The organism is Bacillus sp. SRB3LM (genome assembly GCF_015712745.1).
Classification (GTDB): Bacteria; Bacillota; Bacilli; order Bacillales; family Bacillaceae_G; genus Bacillus_A; species Bacillus_A thuringiensis_K.
On the sequence record NZ_VWVQ01000103.1, the window covers coordinates 967,311 to 984,178 of the forward strand.

The following is a 16,868-nucleotide window of genomic DNA, read 5'->3' on the forward strand; positions in this document are numbered from 1 at the left end:
ACTGCATACAGGTTTAGGAACTGGTTCATTTATATACATGATAGTTTTACTATCAAGAAACTATAATATATGGGATATGTGTAGCAATGGAACAAAATCACGCAACAAGCATTAGCGGATATTAGGAACCTATTCGTATAAAGAATTAGGTTCCTTTTTGTTTGTTTCTTCATATGTTAATGTACGTAATTGCCCATCTTTTACTTCTTCTGGGAGAACAAATGAATACCGACCTACTATGTTAATGCGTTTATGGCTTAATGGTGAAAGTCTAGATATATCATCATTATCAATTGTATAACCGCGATTTCGGAGTACTTGTAACGCAGATTCTATATATCGTGTATTCCATACAATAATTGCATTTACTACTAAACCTAATGCGCCTAATTGCTCTTCTTGTCCTTCTCGATAGGGTTGATGAAGTTCTCCATGTTTGCCGTAAAATACAGCCCTCGCTAAACTATGCCTTGCTGCTCCTCTATTGAGTTGATTTAAAATTTTAAGACGATAATTTTCATCATGTAAATATAAGAGTAAATAACGTGTTTTAAAGAGGCTCCCCAATTCTCCAATTGCTCGCCCTAACATAGTTGGTTTCCCATTGACTTCGTTTATTTCGATAACGAGAAAAGCTTTGAGCATCTAGATGAAGTTGATTTGCCATATATGTAATAACCGATTGTGGTACATTTGTAGGATCAGATAAAAATGTTCCTAAGAACCTAACGGTTCCTAATTGAACAGCGAAACCAAGTTGATTATGCTCTCCACGACGATTCCATATCAGTTCTTTGTCTGTATCATCTAACCCAAAATATTTTGCTAACTGCTCTGATGTTGGGGGGGACACAAAAACAACCATATTTTTCTTCTTGTTCAGGTGTTAAAAAATCTACAGGCATAACCCTTGTTCCTCCTGTTACAATTCTTAGTTTGTATCACATGACCAAATGAATAGGATGATGTGCATTCTTTAGTGCCAGGCAATTTTTTCTACTTCTCCCTGTAAGTCTTCTTGTGTAGCTCTTACATAAATCATCGTGGTATTCAAGTTATCGTGTCCCATAATTTGTGCAAGACGATGTAATGGTGTGCGTTCAGCCATCACATAACCAAAGCGATGCCTTAAATCATGGGCACTAAATCCTTCTAACTTTGCAAGTCTAATATACTTCTGAAGAATATGGCGGATCGCTCTTTCTTGTAGGCGTTTTCCTGTTTTAGAAGAAGGAAACAAATAACTCTGTGAAATCTCACTTAATCTGATATGTTCTTCTAGTGCACAACGAGCTGTACTATTCAAAGGCACTTCCCTCTGTTTATTTCGTTTTCCAGATCGAACAACAACATAGCCGCCTCTTTTTTTCATGATAACATCCTCTATTTGAACATCACAAACTTCCATTGAACGAAGGCCAGTATGAAGCATAAAAATAATCATTGTCCTGTCACGTAGTGTGCCGTATTTTTCAACGGCATGCATTAAAGTGGCTTCTTCTTTATCTGACATGCGTTTGGGACTCGTTTTTTCTGTTGGTACAAACTTAATTGATTTTGAATAATTTGTTTGTACCAGTCCTTTTTGCTTAGCCCAGTCAAAATAACGTTTGATTGAATTAATGCGCCGGTTAATCGTAGAAGGTTTTAGTAATCTTGTAACTTGCATATGCTCTCGATATCGAGCGATAGTGCGAGCGGTAACTTCTATTGGATGAAAAAGAGTATCCTCAGCATGTTTTCCCCACACATTTTCAAACCAAAATACAAAATCTTTTAAATCACTCGTATATTCTTTTAGTGTTTTTGTATGCAAATCTCCTTCTTGAGATAAGCTAGAAATAAAATCGGAAATCAAAGATGTTGCTTGTATAGAAATTGTTTTAATAGAATGCATAAATACCTCCTCTTTTATTGACTTACATTAGCGGACATGCTATTTTAATCTTATCAATTTATATTAGCGGACATCAAACATTTATTTTCCCACACTTCATGTCCACTAATATTAATTAGTGGACATTCAAAATAAAACTGAAGGTAGGTGCACCACATGGCTATTCGTAAAGATGAGTTGTATCAATTGATAGATCGTCTTGACCGACAAGATGAAAAAGCAGCGTTTGATTTTTTAGAATTTCTTGTTCAACGCTCAAAAAAGAAACCTAACGATTGGGAAAAAATTGATATGGCGGATTCAGATCATGAACCATTGTCTACACAAGAAATAGAACAACTAAATAGTGAAGAAGGATATGTATCAGGGGAGGACGCAAAACGTGAATTCGGACTACAAATTGATTTACCATAAGTCCGCGGTGAAATTTATTGCAAAGCAAGAAAAAGGAATACAAAAAAGAATTGCTGAAGGATTGAAGGGGCTTCTTGAAATCCCTCCTGAAGGAGATATTAAAAGTATGAAGGGTTACACAGATCTATATCGATTACGGGTTGGAACCTTTCGAATTTTATTTGAAATAAATCATGATGAGAAAGACATATACATACAAGCCATTGGAAATCGTGGTGACATCTATAAATAGTACTTACATGCATTTTTAAAAAGGAAGATGGTCATCTCCCTGTCAAGTAGACAGTAATAAAAAGAGTATTATGCCACGGCCTTTTCCCGATATTCTATCGGGGAAAGGCCGTGAAGTTTTTCTTGGAATCTTTCTGTATTATAAAACTGAATATATTCTTGAATTGCTCGGTAGGCCATTTCATATGTTTTTGGGCGCACTAAATACAACTTCTCTGTTTTTAAATGTGAGAAGAATGATTCGATACACGCATTATCAAAACAGTTTCCACGTCTAGAATGACTACCGACAAATCCTAATTTCTCTAACTGTTTTGCGTAGGATTTAGATGTATATTGAAACCCTTGATCTGAATGGAAAAGGGGCTTAGTAGTTAATGACTTCCCTTCTAATTGACGTAATGTAGTTAAAACCAAATCTAAATCATTTCTTGAAGATAGCTTCCAGGCAACAATTTCATTGTTGTATAGATCTAACACAGCTGACAAATAGGCAAATTGTTCTCCGATTCGTACATAAGTAATATCTGTTACGAATTTTTGGTTTTGCTTTTCAGCTTGAAACTCTCGATTCAAATGATTTTTAAATACCACAGATGTTTTTCTTCCATAAAACGGACGTTTTTTTCGAATGATAGATTGAATACCCAGCTCTCTCATAAGACGACGAACACGTTTATGATTCATTACCATTCCTTCTCGAGCCAAAGCACGAGTCATACGTTTATACCCATAGTAAGGGTGCTGACGATGAATAGATAAAATATGTTCTTTATGCCACCTATCCCTTTTCTGACGTAAACGCTGCACGTTATGATATTTCCGCCATTTATAGTAGCCAGCCTTAGAAACTTCCGCGATTTGAAGCAACCATCGGAGTGGATAGGCTTGGCGTAATGAATCGATAAGAGAAAATCGTTCTTTCTTTAGGACCATTCCTTCCCATGTAGATTTGGATTGCGCTTTTTTAAATACTCAACCTGTGCCTTCAAATAAGCATTTTCTTCTTCTAGACTATTAAAATTCTTTCGATTCCAGACACCACGTTGATCATCAAAGGACTCCCCCTGTTGCGCACGTTTTACCCACTCAATAATCTGGGCATCGCTCTTCACACCGAGTTGTTCACGAATTTCTCGCAATGATTTTCTCTCTTCTAATCGAAGACGAACTGCTTCTCGCTTTAGTTCTTCTGTATATTTTTGAAATGATTGTCCTTTTCTTGCCATAAAAAAATCCCCTCCAGATAAAACAGTATTGAGTCCATCATATCAGATGGACTCTTTTTTTACTGTCTACCTATAGGGGATAATACCACATCGGCTCTTTTTTTATTTTCCTTCATTCTTCTCTAACACGTATAAATCTTCTTCGATATTCGTTAATTTCTCACTTACAAGCTTTCTTGCATCTCCAATTGCTTGATTGTATGCAAATGGTCCAACTAATTTAATCATTTCTTCTATTAAACGCTCTGCTTGGAAACGTCCAATTTCATCTAGATCTTCTTCCATGAAAAATTGCTGAATTTGCGCTACAAGCTCTTCTTTTTTATCATTTGGTATTTTTATATTCATCATCGTTGTTACTCCTCTATATTTAAGATAATATCTTCCTTAACTCTACCATAGAAAAACGATTACCAGGACAGCTTTTTGTAACTCCTTCTAACTCCCTATGACCTAGTATATTTTTTTCCTTTATAGCAAATTGCTTCATAAACATTTTGCATAAAGAATATAATGCATTCACTTGTGCAGGAGTTGGATCGTATTTATCGAAATTTCCCGTCATACATATTCCAATTGTATAACGGTTATGGTCTTTCGCATGCGCTCCAATATGTAAACCTCGCCCTTCCACTACAGTTCCATCTTCTTCAATAAAATAGTTGTAACCAATTCCGCTCCACCCTCTTACAGTTTGATGAAATTCATGCGTTTTATACACGTCCCATCCATCTTCAGCTGTATGGTGAATAATCAGTTGATTTACTTTTTCTAAAGGAACTAATTCATCTTGAAATGTTAGATTGACACATTTAATTTCCATTTGAACTGCCTCCTCTTAAAAATCAATCATAATAATCGTTTTATCATCTGGCCTTATTCTCTTTTCCGCTTCTAGCTCTTCAATGATTGCTACATATTCGTTTATACTATTCTTTCTTATATATGCAACAGTTTGTTCTAATGACCAATCTGGGTGGAATAACCCGTCTGAACAAATAAAAATTCCACTCACTTCATCTATATGTAATTCACCATGTTGTAAATAATGTATCGCTTCTTTCATTCCATTTGCAACTGAATAACCATTTGGCATATTTGCAAGATAACGATTGTATTTTAACTGTTGTCGCACATCTTGAAAAACATATTCTTCTGGTACAGATAACCCTTTTTTACGATCTTCTTCCCTCTTCCTTTTTGCTCGTTTACTAATTCCTTCAACTGTGTCTTTCGTTAATACTTGCATCGTTCCATTTTGAAAAGTTGCGACAATCATACAGTCCCCTAATTGTGCATATTCAATTTTCTCACCAACTATTTGAACTGCCGCGATACATGTGCACCACAAATGCTCTTTTTTTCCCATGTCTACTTCATATTCTAACATTTTGCTTTGCAATGCTTCATTTGCTTTGGCAACTGCAAATTGTAAACTATGATTCTCTCGTAATGCAGTAAAATAACTTGCAAATAAATGCGAAGCGATGTATGCTCCATTATGTCCCTTTTCATCACGAAACGGGACAAGTGGTGTTGCACCGTCACATACACCATAAATCTTTTTTTCTTTATTACAAAAATAAGAATCCTCACATTCTTGCTTCAACGGGCTTTTCTGTTGATATGTTTTTATCTTCACAACTGTATCCCCTTTCAAATGATAAAATACTCAAATTCTTTTGATTAATCTAATTTACCAAAATAAACTGTTTTTACCCAAAACTTTCAATATCATATATAATCTTGAAATAATATGAATTTTTCAGTGAAGGACGGGAAAGAAATGGTCAGATTCCTTGGTGTTATTATCGGTTCTATTATTATTGCGGTTGCCTTTAATCTTTTCCTTATCCCCCACAAAATTTTAAGTAGTGGAATTGGCGGAATTGCTATTATTTTAGGGATTGTAACCCCTGTAAACACAGGCATTATTAACTTTGTATTAAACTTACCTATCCTTATTTTAGGGTACATAGGTCTTGGAAAAAAAGTAATTTTTAACACAGTTGTCTCTGTAGTTGTATTATCTGTTGCATTATACTACGTTCCAGTAAAAGTCGTAGCAACAGATCCATTGTTATCTTCTATCTTCGGAGGTGTCATCGCCGGAGCTGGTATTGGTCTTGTTTTTAACTGTAATGGATCCACTGGTGGATTTGATATTATCGGTATGCTTTTATCCCGCAAGCGAGACATTAAACTTGGCGGATTCCTTATTATTTTAAATGCAGTCGTTGTAATAATCGCAGGATTCTTCTTCACCTGGGATGTTGCACTTACAAGCTTACTTTCAATTTATGTAACTGGTAAAGTAATTGATGCTGTTCATACAAAACATCGTAAAGTTACACTTATGATTGTAACAAATGAAGCAGAAAAAATGAAAAAACAGCTTCTTTCAACTGTTGTACGTGGAATAACGTTACTTGATGGCGAAGGTGCTTATTCAAGCGAGAAAAAGCGTGTACTTATGACCGTCGTTTCTCGTGAAGAATTAGCAAGTATGAAACTAACAATTTCTGAAATCGACCCGAATGCATTCGTTAATATTACAGAAACTGTAGAAGTGTTAGGACTTTTCAGAAGAAGTTAAAGACTAGGTGGGAATCCACCTAGTCTTTATTTTGCATAAATTCAATTCGGTTTCCAAATGGATCTGACACGTAAAATCGAATTACATCTGGCCGTGCATAATCATCAATCACTTTAACACCTTGCTCTATAAGTGTTTGCTTAAATTCATTAATTTCATTCACATAAAAAGCTGGATGAGCCTTTTTAGCTGGTGTAAAGTTCCGCTCGACACCAATATGAATTTCTTGATTTCCGCATTTAAACCAACATCCGCCTCGTTTTTTCAACTCTTCTGGCTTTGGAATTTCTTCCATACCAATCATATTCCCATAAAAATCACGCGCCTCTTCTTCACACCCTACAGGTGCAGCTACTTGCACGTGATTAATCCCTTGAATATAATTTTTCATTTCCTCTCCCCTCCTCTACCCTAATGTTATATGGAAAACAGCCGTCTGTAACTTACAAAAGGTTTATAAAACAATATAAGCTCCCCTTATTACCACCCTGCATTCACCTTACAAAAAATAAAAAAAACAAAATTTATTCTATAACTTCCATTTTTTATAGAAATACACATTACATCTATATTATAGTTATGAATAGACAAATCTTTTTAGATGCTATTTGTACGGAGGAACTATTATGAGTCGTAAAAAATATTCACCAACTCAAAAAAAACGTCATCCGAACATTTCTAGACGTTTGCGAAACCATATACAAGATCGTTCATTAACAGAAATGTACGCATCTCTGTTCGAACACAATCCTGATAGTATTATTTCATTAAATTTAGAAGGAGTTATTCTACATATAAATCCTTCTGCCGAAAGAATATTAGGTTACACTTCTTTAGAATTAGAACAGAAAAATATTACCTCTATTTTAGAAGCCCATATTTCTGAGCAAGTATTACAAAATATAAAGAATACTGAAGCGGATAATCAACAAGAGTATATCTTATCTATTTATCATAAAAATGGATTCTTATTAGATGTTGTGACAAAACTAGTTCCTATTTTTGTTCAAAATCGTCTTACTGGCGTATATGCTATTATGAAGCCGCTTGAAAAATCAGAAAGAATTGAGAATATGCTAAAAGAAAGTGAGAAGAGATTACGTACATTAGTAAACTCCATGCCTGCCTTTGTTATATTTAAAGATCATGAAGGGCGCTGGCTTGAGGCAAATGACTACGCACTTTCTTGCTTCAATTTCCATCATGTACCTTACCATGGGAAAAAAGATAGCGAACTCATTCAATATAATGAAGCATACCGAGAAGCTTTTTTACATTGTGAAGAAATTGATGAACTAGCATGGCAACAAAGACAAATTCTTCATGGCGAGGAATTTATTATACATAGAGATGATTTCGATCTAATCTTAAGTATATCAAAAGTCCCGCTTTATCATCCTGACGGTTCTCGCAAAGGTCTTATCGTGATGGGGAGAGATGTTACTGAGCTAAAAGAAACTGAAAAGTTATTACGAAAATCTGAGAAGCTCGCAGTAGTCGGACAACTGACAGCTGGAATTGCCCATGAAATTCGAAATCCACTCACTTCTCTAAAAGGTTTTCTAACGTTGCTCCTCCCTGAAATAAATGAGGAGCAAAAATGGTATATCGATGTTATGTTAAGTGAGATTTCACAAATGGAATCCATCACGAGTCAATTTATGGCGATGTCTAAGCCACAAGTATTATCTATCCAAACTTGTAACATACAAACTTTAATTGAAGAGGTAGTTACATTTATTTTACCGACTGCAATTATGCATAGCGTTCATATCATCATGGATCATTTTGATTACGTATATGATATTCAATGTGACGGTAACCAATTAAAACAAGTTTTTATAAACATATTAAAAAATGCGATAGAAGCGATGCCAAATGGCGGAAATATTTTCATCCAAACAAAACCATTAGAGGATAATTTCATCTTAATACGAATTATCGATGAAGGTTGTGGCATTCCAGAAGATCGTATCTCCCGTCTAGGCGAACCTTTTTATAGTTTAAAAGAAAAAGGCACAGGACTAGGATTAATGATGTGTTACAAAATAATTGAAGAACATCATGGTAAATTACACATTTCAAGCGAATTAAATAAAGGTACAATTGTTGATATTAAGCTACCACTTTCTTCATCTCATCTTGCAATCCAGTCTTAAATAAAAAAGAAGCATCTGCTAATGATTAGCAGATGCTTCTTTTTTAAAATGCTTTGTCATACCACTCTTTTGCTTTTTCTACTTCACCCATCGTTAATTGATGCCCTCGATTTTCCCAATGCATTGTTACATTCGCGTTTGCATTTTCTAATAGTACCTTCAATTCCTCTGACTCTGCTGATGAACAAATTGGGTCATTTGTCCCAGCAGCAATAAATACAGATTTCCCTGCTAAATTTGCTAATTGCATTCCTCTTCTTGGTACCATTGGGTGATGAAGCACAGCACCTTTCAATGCATTTTCGTAATGGAATAATAAGCTTGCTGCGATATTTGCCCCATTCGAATAACCGATAGCTACAATGTTATTTCTATCGAATTTATATTCTTTAGCCGCTTCATCTAAAAATTCATTTAATTCCTTCGTACGGAAAATTAAATCCTCTTCATCAAAAATGCCTTCTGCTAATCGGCGGAAGAAACGCGGCATCCCATTCTCTAACACATTTCCCCTAACGCTTAATACCGACGCTTCCGGATCAACTATTTCTGCAAGTGGTAGTAAATCTAATTCATTACCACCTGTGCCATGAAGTAATAACAACACTGGTTTTGACGTATCTTTTCCTTTTTGAAAAACATGTTTCATCATAATCCTTTTCCCCCTTCAATCACTTTAATCTAAATTTCTCACTTCAAATGGTAAAAGCGTTTGTTCAATCTGTTTTCTATGTTGTTCATATTGTTCCGGTAACTTTAATTCCTCACCCATCGTCTCTAACGATTCATCATGAGCGAAACCAGGAGGATCTGTTGCAATTTCAAATAAGATTTCACCATGTTCTCTAAAATAAATCGCGTTAAAATAATTTCGATCTTGTACAGGAGTTACGTGATATCCAAAACGCGACACATGCTCTTTCCAGTCTAGCTGATCAGCATCGTCACTCGCTCTCCAGGCAATATGATGAACTGTGCCAACGCCCATTTGGCCACGACTGATTGTTGATAATTTCAAATCAATAATATTTCCAATGTCAGCAGAAGAACGGAATCGAACAAATTCACCCTCTTCTCCAATTTTCTCAAGACCCATAATATGTTCTAATAATTCAGCTGTTTTTTGAGGCTGTGTAGATAAAAGAACAGCACCTCCAAACCCTTTAATTGCTACTTCTGGTGTAACTTCTCCAAAACTCCAATTATTTAATTCGCCTTCTTCTCTTTCAACTAATTCTATATGCAAACCATGCGGATCATCAAATTCTAAATACCGCTCTCCAAAACGATTCATTTTTGTATACGAAACATCGAATTTTTCTAATCTATTTTCCCAAAACTCCATTGCACCTTTTGGTACAACGTAAGACGTAATTCCTACTTGACCATCTCCAATAATACCTTGACGAGCACCTGTCCATGGGAAAAACGTAATAATTGTTCCAGGCTTTCCTCCTTCATTTCCAAAATACAGATGGTACGTACCTGGATCATCAAAATTCACTGTTTGTTTCACTAAACGTAACCCCAATACACCAGCATAAAAGTCTACATTTTCTTGTGGATGCCCTACAATCGCTGTAATATGATGGATTCCCATTGTTTTCTTTTCCATTTCTTCCACCCCTTTTTTATTTCATTATAAAAATTCTTTTACATTTAAATTCATTATTCATTTTGTCCATGCTACAAAGTAAAATCCGTCATTATAATTTTATCTCGAATTCGAGATATTAATTACAAGATTACGTATCGGTGTCTAACCTATTGGATTATCTCGAATTCAAGATAATTCACAAAAAATATTTGTTCGATTTATAACCATAATAAATTTTCATTATGAACATTTATTATCTCGAACTCAAGATTTATTATAAGTTACTTATTTTTTATTGTCAATAAGTCCTTACTTTCATTTTACATGTAAAAAGAGTAAACGCTATTCACCGTTTACTCTTTTTGCAAATCATTTCTTTTCTTCTTCCAATACTGCTTCCATCTCATTAAATTCACGATGTATCGCTTTAACTGGTTCTTTCGTTAATAAACTTACAATAATAACAGCTAATAAGCTACAGAAGAATCCAGGTACCATTTCATACATAGTCGCTTTTAAACTTGGAATTTGTACCCAAGTAATAACAACTAATGCCCCGACAATCATCCCAGCAAGAACGCCCCATTTGTTCGTTCTCTTCCAATATAAACTTAATAAAATTGCTGGTCCAAATGCTGATCCAAATCCTGCCCAAGCATATCCAACAAGCGTTAAAATTGTATCACTCGGATGATACGCTAAAACAACTGCAATCATCGCTACAACTAATACTGACAGCCTACCGATAAATACAAGTTCTTTATCACTTGCATTACGACGGAAAAATGTTTTATAGAAATCTTCCGTTACGGCACTTGAAATAACAAGTAATTGTGAGGAAATACTACTCATAATCGAAGCCAAAATAGCTGATAATAAAAATCCTGTAATGTACGGATGGAATAAAATATTTGAGAATGTTACAAAGACCATTTCTGGGTCTTGTAATGTCGCATTATTTTTAGCATAATAAGCGATACCAATTAGACCAGTAAGCATTGCACCTATAATTGAAATCGTCATCCAACCGATACCAATTCTACGAGAAGTTTTTAAATCTTTAATAGAAGTAATTGCCATAAAACGGACAATAATATGTGGTTGACCAAAATACCCAAGACCCCATGCTAAAAATGAAATAATACCAAGTATTGTAGTCCCTTTAAACATATCTAAATGTGATGCATCAACTTGCTTAATCGTATTGAATGTTTCTGTTACACCACCGACATCCGTAAAAGCAACAATTGGCACTAGTACAAGTGCAATAAACATAATACAACCTTGCACAAAGTCCGTCCAACTTACAGCTAGAAAACCACCAAATAGTGTATACGCAACAACGACACCCACTGTTACAAATAAACCAATTTTATAATCAAGGTTAAAAGAATTTTCAAACAAACGTCCACCTGAAACTAAACCAGCCGACGCATAAAATGTGAAAAATACTAAAATGACGATAGCGGAGACAAAACGAAGTATTTTCGTACGATCTTTAAACCGATTTTCTAAAAAGTCTGGAATCGTAATTGAATCATTTGCCACTTCTGTATACGTTCGTAAACGCGGGGCAATGATTAAATAGTTTGCATAAGCACCTATTAATAAACCTATCGCAATCCATACACTTGATAATCCTGTTGCATACATCGCACCAGGTAATCCCATTAGCATCCAACCACTCATGTCAGAAGCACCAGCTGATAAAGCTGTAACTGCTGGACCGAGTCCCCTTCCGCCTAACATATAATCTGATAAATTGGATGTCTTCTTATAAGACCAATATCCGATATACAACATACCTGCCATATAAATAGCAAGCGAAACCATAATTTCAATCTTCACCAAATCTCTCCCTTAGTCCATAAGCCATTCAAAATTTCGAAAAATGACTTTTTCTATTTTCTTGTTTTCGCTTATGGTTCCCTACCTTAACAAACATTTTTTGTTCTTTCAAGTGAACGAGCACTTTTCATTACATGTGAAAACCTTTATAAACGCCTTTATCCCAGTGGATTACAATGATTTTTCAAGAAGTTAAAGTAAAAATATTCAGAAAATTAAACAGTGTTTTTTCACACCTTATTTTCATCTGTTTACCCGATAAATTTTAAAAGAAAAAGCCACACAAATGTATGACTTTTAGCTTATTGACGTCTCAATTTTCTCTTTCTCTACATATACTTTACGAAATTTCATATAGCATCCAATACGCCAAGGTACTATATAACAAACCGCAAGAGTGTAGAAAAGAATACCGATTGACTTTGGATCTAACCCTTGTAAATGTCTTCTAAAATAAGCACGTAAAAGAACGATAACTAAAAATGTCGCAATAAAAGCGATACTTTTTTTGCATAAATTTGACCATCTTCTCTGACTTCATACCCACTTAAAATAATAAGTGGAATTGACAATAACAATCCGATCCCAGCAGCTATACCAATTTTCCAATCAGCAAGTTGTATCGGTGCTGCATATAAAGAAAAACCTGGTAATAAGAAAAATAATGGCAATAGTAGTCGTCTTCCTTTATTATTAATTGGTCGATTCATAGACCGCATGCGTCTAAATATAACGAGCCCTATGACGAGTAAAAAAATTGTAATACTGTAAGAACCTTGCTGCAAGTGAATCTCTCCCTAAAAATAGTCATTTTAAAAAACACTTCCCTATTATACTCCTAATTTTCCCCAAAATATGAGTATTCCTCTAAAAAATCTTACATATCAAATATACTTTTAGGTTTGATTTACTATAGGAAACAACTCCGAAAGAGGAATTACTCTCCCCACCTCGTCTTTAAACACAATATGCTCTCTAGTTAAATAGCGCGGGCTCTTCACTCCCGCCGCTGCCGCTAATGAAAATAAACTATATCTCATACTAATAATATAATTCATGACTCGCCACTTCTTCTCATACGGATCTAATGCTTTTTGATAATGTGGATTCGTCGTGGCTACACCAGATGGACATTGGCCAGAATTACATTGAAGGGCCATAATACAGCCGCTTGCCATCATAAATCCGCGGGCTGAACTTACAGCATCCGCTCCAATCGCTAAAACAATCGCTACTTTATCTGGTGTTATTAATTTACCCGATGCAAATACTTTAAACTTGTTACGGACACCATAATGATTTGCTGTATCGATAAATGTAAGTAATGCTGGGATAAGCGGCAGTCCCATACAATCTGCCATCGATTTATACGTTGCCCCTGACCCACCTTCTGAACCGTCTATTGTAATAAAATCTGGGTAAATGTTTAGTTCTTTCATTGTTTTTATTAAATCTTCCAAAGGCTTCTGCTGACCAATTACAATTTTCATTCCAACTGGTTTACCGCCGCTTTCTTGCAACTGTTGAATAAAACAAAGTGTATCCGCTGCATTCTTTAAAAATGAAAATCTATTCGGTGAATTAATCGTCTCTCCCTTTCGGACGTTGCGAACAAAAGCAATTTTCTCATTTACTTTTTGCCCCTCTAAATGACCACCACGTATTTTAGCACCTTGCCCAAATTTCAATTCGAATGCTCTAATATTACTTTCTTTCGCTTTCTCCATGAATTTTTCCATTGAAAAATTACCGTCCTCATCACGATATCCAAATAACCCTGGACCAATTTGTGCAACGATATTTGCTCCTGTATGTAAATGTTCTGGAATAACGCCGCCTTCACCCGTATTAATCCACGATCCGCCTGCCATTTTCGCTCCAAAACCACTCGCTAAAATATAATTTTCTCCAATCGCACCGTAAGAAGTTGCAGATGCACCAAACATGCCATGTAGCTTCCACGGATATTTACGGTTCTCACCAACTATAATTACATCATCTTCTTCATACAGCCACAGATTCGTTGTATCCGCTGTCAATTTTTCTCTTCTTGAAAATAACCCTTCTTTATGAATCACGTACTTTTTACCTTCCCGCTCTTGCGTAAGATTCACACTTAATTCCTCAGTTAATATCGGAAATAATGTATTAGCAATATAATAGCCAGAAGCTTCAAAATCTCGTTTTGATCCAAAACCAAGTATTTCAGAGCGATATTTCGCTAAAAACATAACACTTTGAAAATCATAACGTGAGAAAGGCTTTCCATCCGTATCATGATCAAACCAATATTGTCGAAATTCAGGCCCTATCTTTTCCAGTAAGTAGCGCATTCTTCCTAAGTACGGATGTAATTTTAAAATAGAATGGTGTGTTCGTTTTTTTATAAAAAATGTAATGATAAAAAAGACGATTAAAAGCAACATTAAAAATAGTAATATACTAATAATAACGAGTAGCGTTTCACTCATCCCGCTTCCCCCTATGAAATTCCATAATAAAAGGAGAACACTCGATGTGCTCTCCTTTTATCTTTATTCATACTAACGTAGCAAGATGCTCTTTCGCGTCATATTCAACTAAACTTTCAGCGTGTTTAATTCGATGAACAAAGTCTGGATTAGCAATTAACGGTCTTCCGAATGCCGCTACATCAATCGTTCCTTCTTCCAACGCTTCTTCGGCCTCTTTCGGATTCAAATTACCAACCCCAACAATCGTACCATCCCAATATTTTCTTACTAGTTGATGAAAATTCTTTCCGTCAGCAATCTCTTGCGTATAATTCATCGTTGAAGGATGGATCATCGTTAACCCTACCTCTTTAAACATATTTATGAACGTTTCAATTGCAAACTCAGGGTTTTCCCACATATAAGTAGGATTATCACCTTTGAAAGCAGAGAAGCGAAGAAGTGTTTTATTAGCTCCAACAGCTTCTATTACAGCCGCCGTTACTTCTTTCATAAACGTTAACCTTTGTTTTAAATTACCGCCATATTTATCTGTTCGCTTATTCGCAAACTCATACGTAAATTGATCGATTAAATATCCGTGTGCACCGTGAATTTCTACTCCATCAAATCCAGCTTCGATCACATTTTTCGCAGCTTGTGCATATTGACCGATCACTTCTTGTATTTCTTCTAACGTCATTGCTTCTGGCGTATCAAATGGTTTACGAAAACGTGGAACATTTCCCTCTGCAGCGATAGCCGACGGTGCTTGTGGCATTTGACCACCAATTATTTCATGATGACTCATACGCCCAACATGCCATATTTGAGCAATAATCGTCCCGCCTTCTTTATGTACCGCCTCTGTAACAGGTTTCCAAGAATCGATTTGTTCTTGTGTATAAATACCTGGCACTCCTGGGTTTCCTTTTGCTCTCTGACTAATGACAATTCCTTCTGTAATAATTAGTCCAATTCCATCCGCAGCACGTTTTCTGTAGTACTCCACTACATCAGCACCAACTACTCCAGTCTCATTATCTGCAAAGCATCTTGTCATCGGTGCCATCGCTATACGATTACGAAGAGACCAAGCTCCAACTTGAATTGGATCAAACAACTTTGTTTCTTCAACGTTTTCAAAAAATCCCCCAGCATTTACATTTGTTCCTTCATAAATACTCGCTGCTTTATTACTTGAACTTGTCATTTTTCTTCCCCCTAAAAAATCTTACTATAATCGCATCATACTTACTTTTAGATAGTAACGTCAATTTTTACGACTTTACAATAAAAAATTCGAATATCCCAAAAATAAAATGCTATAAATAATATTAAAAAGGTTTCCTTAGGAGGAAACCTTTTTTGTTAACTATATGGCTGTCAATTCGTTTATCTCTTTAATAAAAAACACCTTATCAATAGAAGTGAAAATGGTTCAGTATTCTTCTAAAAATAATAACTTATATACCTAAAACAATGAAAGCCCTACCTCTCTTTCATCCTTACGGCTCCTCGTCCGTGCCAGTGTGAATCAGGATTGCAAAAATCAAGTAACTATTTTATCGAAGTATTCAATTAAACTTCGAACATTCATAAATGAAATTAAAAAATAAAAATGGATTTGATTGTAGTAATAACAATAGAGGTAATGCTCTAAAAGTGGTTTGAAAGAGTTGAATGTCTTTGAAATGATAAATTTTCTATAATTATGTTCCCAAAAAATTCAAGATCTTTTTTGGGATATAATACATTATTTGTAATGAACCTTAACAAAAGCTTTTTATCTGATTTTCTGTGATACCTTCAATTAATCCCAGTTCACTAATCAAAAATTCATATGCGTTATCTAACATCTTCTTTTCGCTTGCATTAAGTGCTTTTTCTTTCTGTATACGCATTAAATCACGCACAACTTCAGCACCTTCTTGCATTTTACCCGTCTTTATTTTATCAGTGTTCAATTTATACCTTTGCTTCCACGTAAGTAATCTATCTGATTCCCCATGCTGAAAAATATCCATTATGTGTGCTAATGCGGTTATATCCGTAACTGGTCGTATATTCGAATTCAATATTTTCCCTGCTGGAATCATTAGTTCCATATTACTAGCCGACATTTTTATAACATAATACTGTTGTTTTTCTCCTGAGATTTCCTTCTCTTCTATGGCTTTAATTATACCTGCTCCCTGCATTGGATAAACAATGTTATCGCCAATTTGAAACAAATAATCCACCTCCATATATGGTAACCTTCTCAAGTTTAACACAATTTTAGTTTTTTAGCAAAATTTTTATTTTATCACAAAATTATTTTACACGTCAACACTTCAGAAGCAAGAAATTAAATTTACACAATACACTATAAAAACCGCAATTCCATTAACAGTTCCACACACATTCATTCTCTTTTAACACAAAAACACATCACTACATTT

The 16,868-nt window shown here is 35.1% G+C and carries 17 protein-coding genes and 2 pseudogenes; 4 read left to right on the forward strand and 15 right to left on the reverse strand.

The annotated features are described in order from the left end of the window. Nucleotides 1-129: 129 nt before the first annotated feature. The 3 genes and pseudogenes from F3I02_RS32105 to F3I02_RS32115 form a co-directional block, all read right to left on the reverse strand. Nucleotides 130-609, reverse strand: a pseudogene (locus F3I02_RS32105) (Tn3 family transposase); the annotation flags it as partial. Next, nucleotides 551-865: a DUF4158 domain-containing protein gene (locus tag F3I02_RS32110; protein ID WP_196478495.1), complete on the reverse strand. Its 315-nt coding sequence runs from the start codon at nucleotides 863-865 to the stop codon at nucleotides 551-553. The pseudogene F3I02_RS32105 and the gene F3I02_RS32110, both read right to left, overlap by 59 nt. A gap of 111 nt (nucleotides 866-976) precedes the next feature. Further along, nucleotides 977-1,897 (reverse strand): tyrosine-type recombinase/integrase, encoded by a 921-nt coding sequence (locus F3I02_RS32115; RefSeq protein WP_196478496.1) that lies wholly within the window; start codon nucleotides 1,895-1,897, stop codon nucleotides 977-979. A gap of 156 nt (nucleotides 1,898-2,053) precedes the next feature. On the opposite strand from F3I02_RS32115, the gene F3I02_RS32120 reads away from it, so the two are divergent. Beyond that, a complete protein-coding gene (locus F3I02_RS32120) occupies nucleotides 2,054-2,311 on the forward strand; it encodes a hypothetical protein (RefSeq protein WP_196478497.1) in 258 nt (85 codons plus the stop codon). Next, nucleotides 2,280-2,543, forward strand: coding sequence for a type II toxin-antitoxin system RelE family toxin (locus F3I02_RS32125; RefSeq protein ID WP_196478498.1), 264 nt, complete (start codon nucleotides 2,280-2,282; stop codon nucleotides 2,541-2,543). The genes F3I02_RS32120 and F3I02_RS32125 overlap by 32 nt, the downstream gene beginning before the upstream one ends. Before the next feature lie 68 nt (nucleotides 2,544-2,611). Here F3I02_RS32125 and F3I02_RS32130 read toward each other — a convergent pair. The 4 genes from F3I02_RS32130 to F3I02_RS32145 form a co-directional block, all read right to left on the reverse strand. Continuing rightward, a protein-coding gene (locus F3I02_RS32130; RefSeq protein WP_196477519.1) for an IS3-like element ISBth8 family transposase occupies nucleotides 2,612-3,771 on the reverse strand; the annotation gives its coding sequence in 2 pieces (ribosomal slippage) (nucleotides 2,612-3,513 and nucleotides 3,513-3,771; 1,161 coding nt in all). Nucleotides 3,772-3,873: 102 nt separating this feature from the next. Further along, nucleotides 3,874-4,122, reverse strand: coding sequence for a DUF2164 domain-containing protein (locus F3I02_RS32135; protein ID WP_000981064.1), 249 nt, complete (start codon nucleotides 4,120-4,122; stop codon nucleotides 3,874-3,876). A 19-nt stretch (nucleotides 4,123-4,141) separates the two neighbouring features. After that, a complete protein-coding gene (locus tag F3I02_RS32140) occupies nucleotides 4,142-4,594 on the reverse strand; it encodes a peptidoglycan recognition protein family protein (protein ID WP_046945607.1) in 453 nt (150 codons plus the stop codon). 15 nt (nucleotides 4,595-4,609) lie between these two features. Then, entirely contained in the window at nucleotides 4,610-5,431 is an 822-nt protein-coding gene (locus F3I02_RS32145; protein ID WP_131250039.1) for a protein phosphatase 2C domain-containing protein, read from the reverse strand. Nucleotides 5,432-5,557: 126 nt separating this feature from the next. On the opposite strand from F3I02_RS32145, the gene F3I02_RS32150 reads away from it, so the two are divergent. Beyond that, complete coding sequence (locus tag F3I02_RS32150) at nucleotides 5,558-6,367, forward strand: YitT family protein (protein ID WP_000251344.1); 810 nt, start codon at nucleotides 5,558-5,560, stop codon at nucleotides 6,365-6,367. A gap of 19 nt (nucleotides 6,368-6,386) precedes the next feature. Here F3I02_RS32150 and F3I02_RS32155 read toward each other — a convergent pair whose 3' ends face one another. Beyond that, on the reverse strand, nucleotides 6,387-6,758 hold the full coding sequence (locus tag F3I02_RS32155) for a VOC family protein (protein WP_000800778.1): 372 nt from the start codon (nucleotides 6,756-6,758) through the stop codon (nucleotides 6,387-6,389). Nucleotides 6,759-6,993: 235 nt separating this feature from the next. Between F3I02_RS32155 and F3I02_RS32160 the strand changes: the two genes are divergently transcribed. Continuing rightward, the gene (locus tag F3I02_RS32160; protein ID WP_000087651.1) at nucleotides 6,994-8,526 is read left to right on the forward strand and encodes a BA3702 family sensor histidine kinase; all 1,533 of its coding nucleotides are present in this window, start codon (nucleotides 6,994-6,996) and stop codon (nucleotides 8,524-8,526) included. A gap of 43 nt (nucleotides 8,527-8,569) precedes the next feature. Here the strand turns inward: F3I02_RS32160 and F3I02_RS32165 are convergent, their stop codons facing one another. From F3I02_RS32165 to F3I02_RS32195, 7 genes and pseudogenes are all read right to left on the reverse strand, one after another. After that, nucleotides 8,570-9,178, reverse strand: a complete 609-nt coding sequence (locus tag F3I02_RS32165) for an alpha/beta hydrolase (RefSeq protein WP_000975488.1) — start codon at nucleotides 9,176-9,178, stop codon at nucleotides 8,570-8,572. 24 nt (nucleotides 9,179-9,202) lie between these two features. After that, nucleotides 9,203-10,141: a ring-cleaving dioxygenase gene (locus F3I02_RS32170; RefSeq protein ID WP_131250041.1), complete on the reverse strand. Its 939-nt coding sequence runs from the start codon at nucleotides 10,139-10,141 to the stop codon at nucleotides 9,203-9,205. Nucleotides 10,142-10,492: 351 nt separating this feature from the next. Next, nucleotides 10,493-11,971 (reverse strand): sodium/proline symporter PutP, encoded by a 1,479-nt coding sequence (gene putP, locus F3I02_RS32175; RefSeq protein ID WP_196478786.1) that lies wholly within the window; start codon nucleotides 11,969-11,971, stop codon nucleotides 10,493-10,495. Between the two features lie 297 nt (nucleotides 11,972-12,268). Then, nucleotides 12,269-12,756, reverse strand: a pseudogene (locus F3I02_RS32180) (CcdC protein domain-containing protein). 111 nt (nucleotides 12,757-12,867) lie between these two features. Beyond that, the gene (locus tag F3I02_RS32185) at nucleotides 12,868-14,442 is read right to left on the reverse strand and encodes an FMN-binding glutamate synthase family protein (protein WP_196478787.1); all 1,575 of its coding nucleotides are present in this window, start codon (nucleotides 14,440-14,442) and stop codon (nucleotides 12,868-12,870) included. A gap of 67 nt (nucleotides 14,443-14,509) precedes the next feature. Further along, nucleotides 14,510-15,637: an alkene reductase gene (locus F3I02_RS32190; protein ID WP_196478788.1), complete on the reverse strand. Its 1,128-nt coding sequence runs from the start codon at nucleotides 15,635-15,637 to the stop codon at nucleotides 14,510-14,512. 559 nt (nucleotides 15,638-16,196) lie between these two features. Next, nucleotides 16,197-16,658 carry a CarD family transcriptional regulator gene (locus tag F3I02_RS32195; protein ID WP_175423368.1) on the reverse strand — a complete coding sequence of 154 codons (462 nt, stop codon included), beginning with the start codon at nucleotides 16,656-16,658 and terminating at the stop codon, nucleotides 16,197-16,199. Nucleotides 16,659-16,868 lie beyond the last annotated feature (210 nt).

Excerpts from the sequence above, each read along its gene's own strand:
- F3I02_RS32115 (WP_196478496.1), bottom strand. The coding sequence starts at position 1,897 with ATGCATTCTATTAAAACAATTTCTATACAAGCAACATCTTTGATTTCC.
- F3I02_RS32185 (WP_196478787.1), bottom strand. The coding sequence starts at position 14,442 with ATGAGTGAAACGCTACTCGTTATTATTAGTATATTACTATTTTTAATG.
- F3I02_RS32160 (WP_000087651.1), top strand. The coding sequence starts at position 6,994 with ATGAGTCGTAAAAAATATTCACCAACTCAAAAAAAACGTCATCCGAAC.
- F3I02_RS32165 (WP_000975488.1), bottom strand. The coding sequence starts at position 9,178 with ATGATGAAACATGTTTTTCAAAAAGGAAAAGATACGTCAAAACCAGTG.
- F3I02_RS32155 (WP_000800778.1), bottom strand. The coding sequence starts at position 6,758 with ATGAAAAATTATATTCAAGGGATTAATCACGTGCAAGTAGCTGCACCT.
- F3I02_RS32135 (WP_000981064.1), bottom strand. The coding sequence starts at position 4,122 with ATGATGAATATAAAAATACCAAATGATAAAAAAGAAGAGCTTGTAGCG.
- F3I02_RS32120 (WP_196478497.1), top strand. The coding sequence starts at position 2,054 with ATGGCTATTCGTAAAGATGAGTTGTATCAATTGATAGATCGTCTTGAC.
- F3I02_RS32190 (WP_196478788.1), bottom strand. The coding sequence starts at position 15,637 with ATGACAAGTTCAAGTAATAAAGCAGCGAGTATTTATGAAGGAACAAAT.
- F3I02_RS32150 (WP_000251344.1), top strand. The coding sequence starts at position 5,558 with ATGGTCAGATTCCTTGGTGTTATTATCGGTTCTATTATTATTGCGGTT.
- F3I02_RS32140 (WP_046945607.1), bottom strand. The coding sequence starts at position 4,594 with ATGGAAATTAAATGTGTCAATCTAACATTTCAAGATGAATTAGTTCCT.
- F3I02_RS32170 (WP_131250041.1), bottom strand. The coding sequence starts at position 10,141 with ATGGAAAAGAAAACAATGGGAATCCATCATATTACAGCGATTGTAGGG.
- F3I02_RS32110 (WP_196478495.1), bottom strand. The coding sequence starts at position 865 with ATGGTTGTTTTTGTGTCCCCCCCAACATCAGAGCAGTTAGCAAAATAT.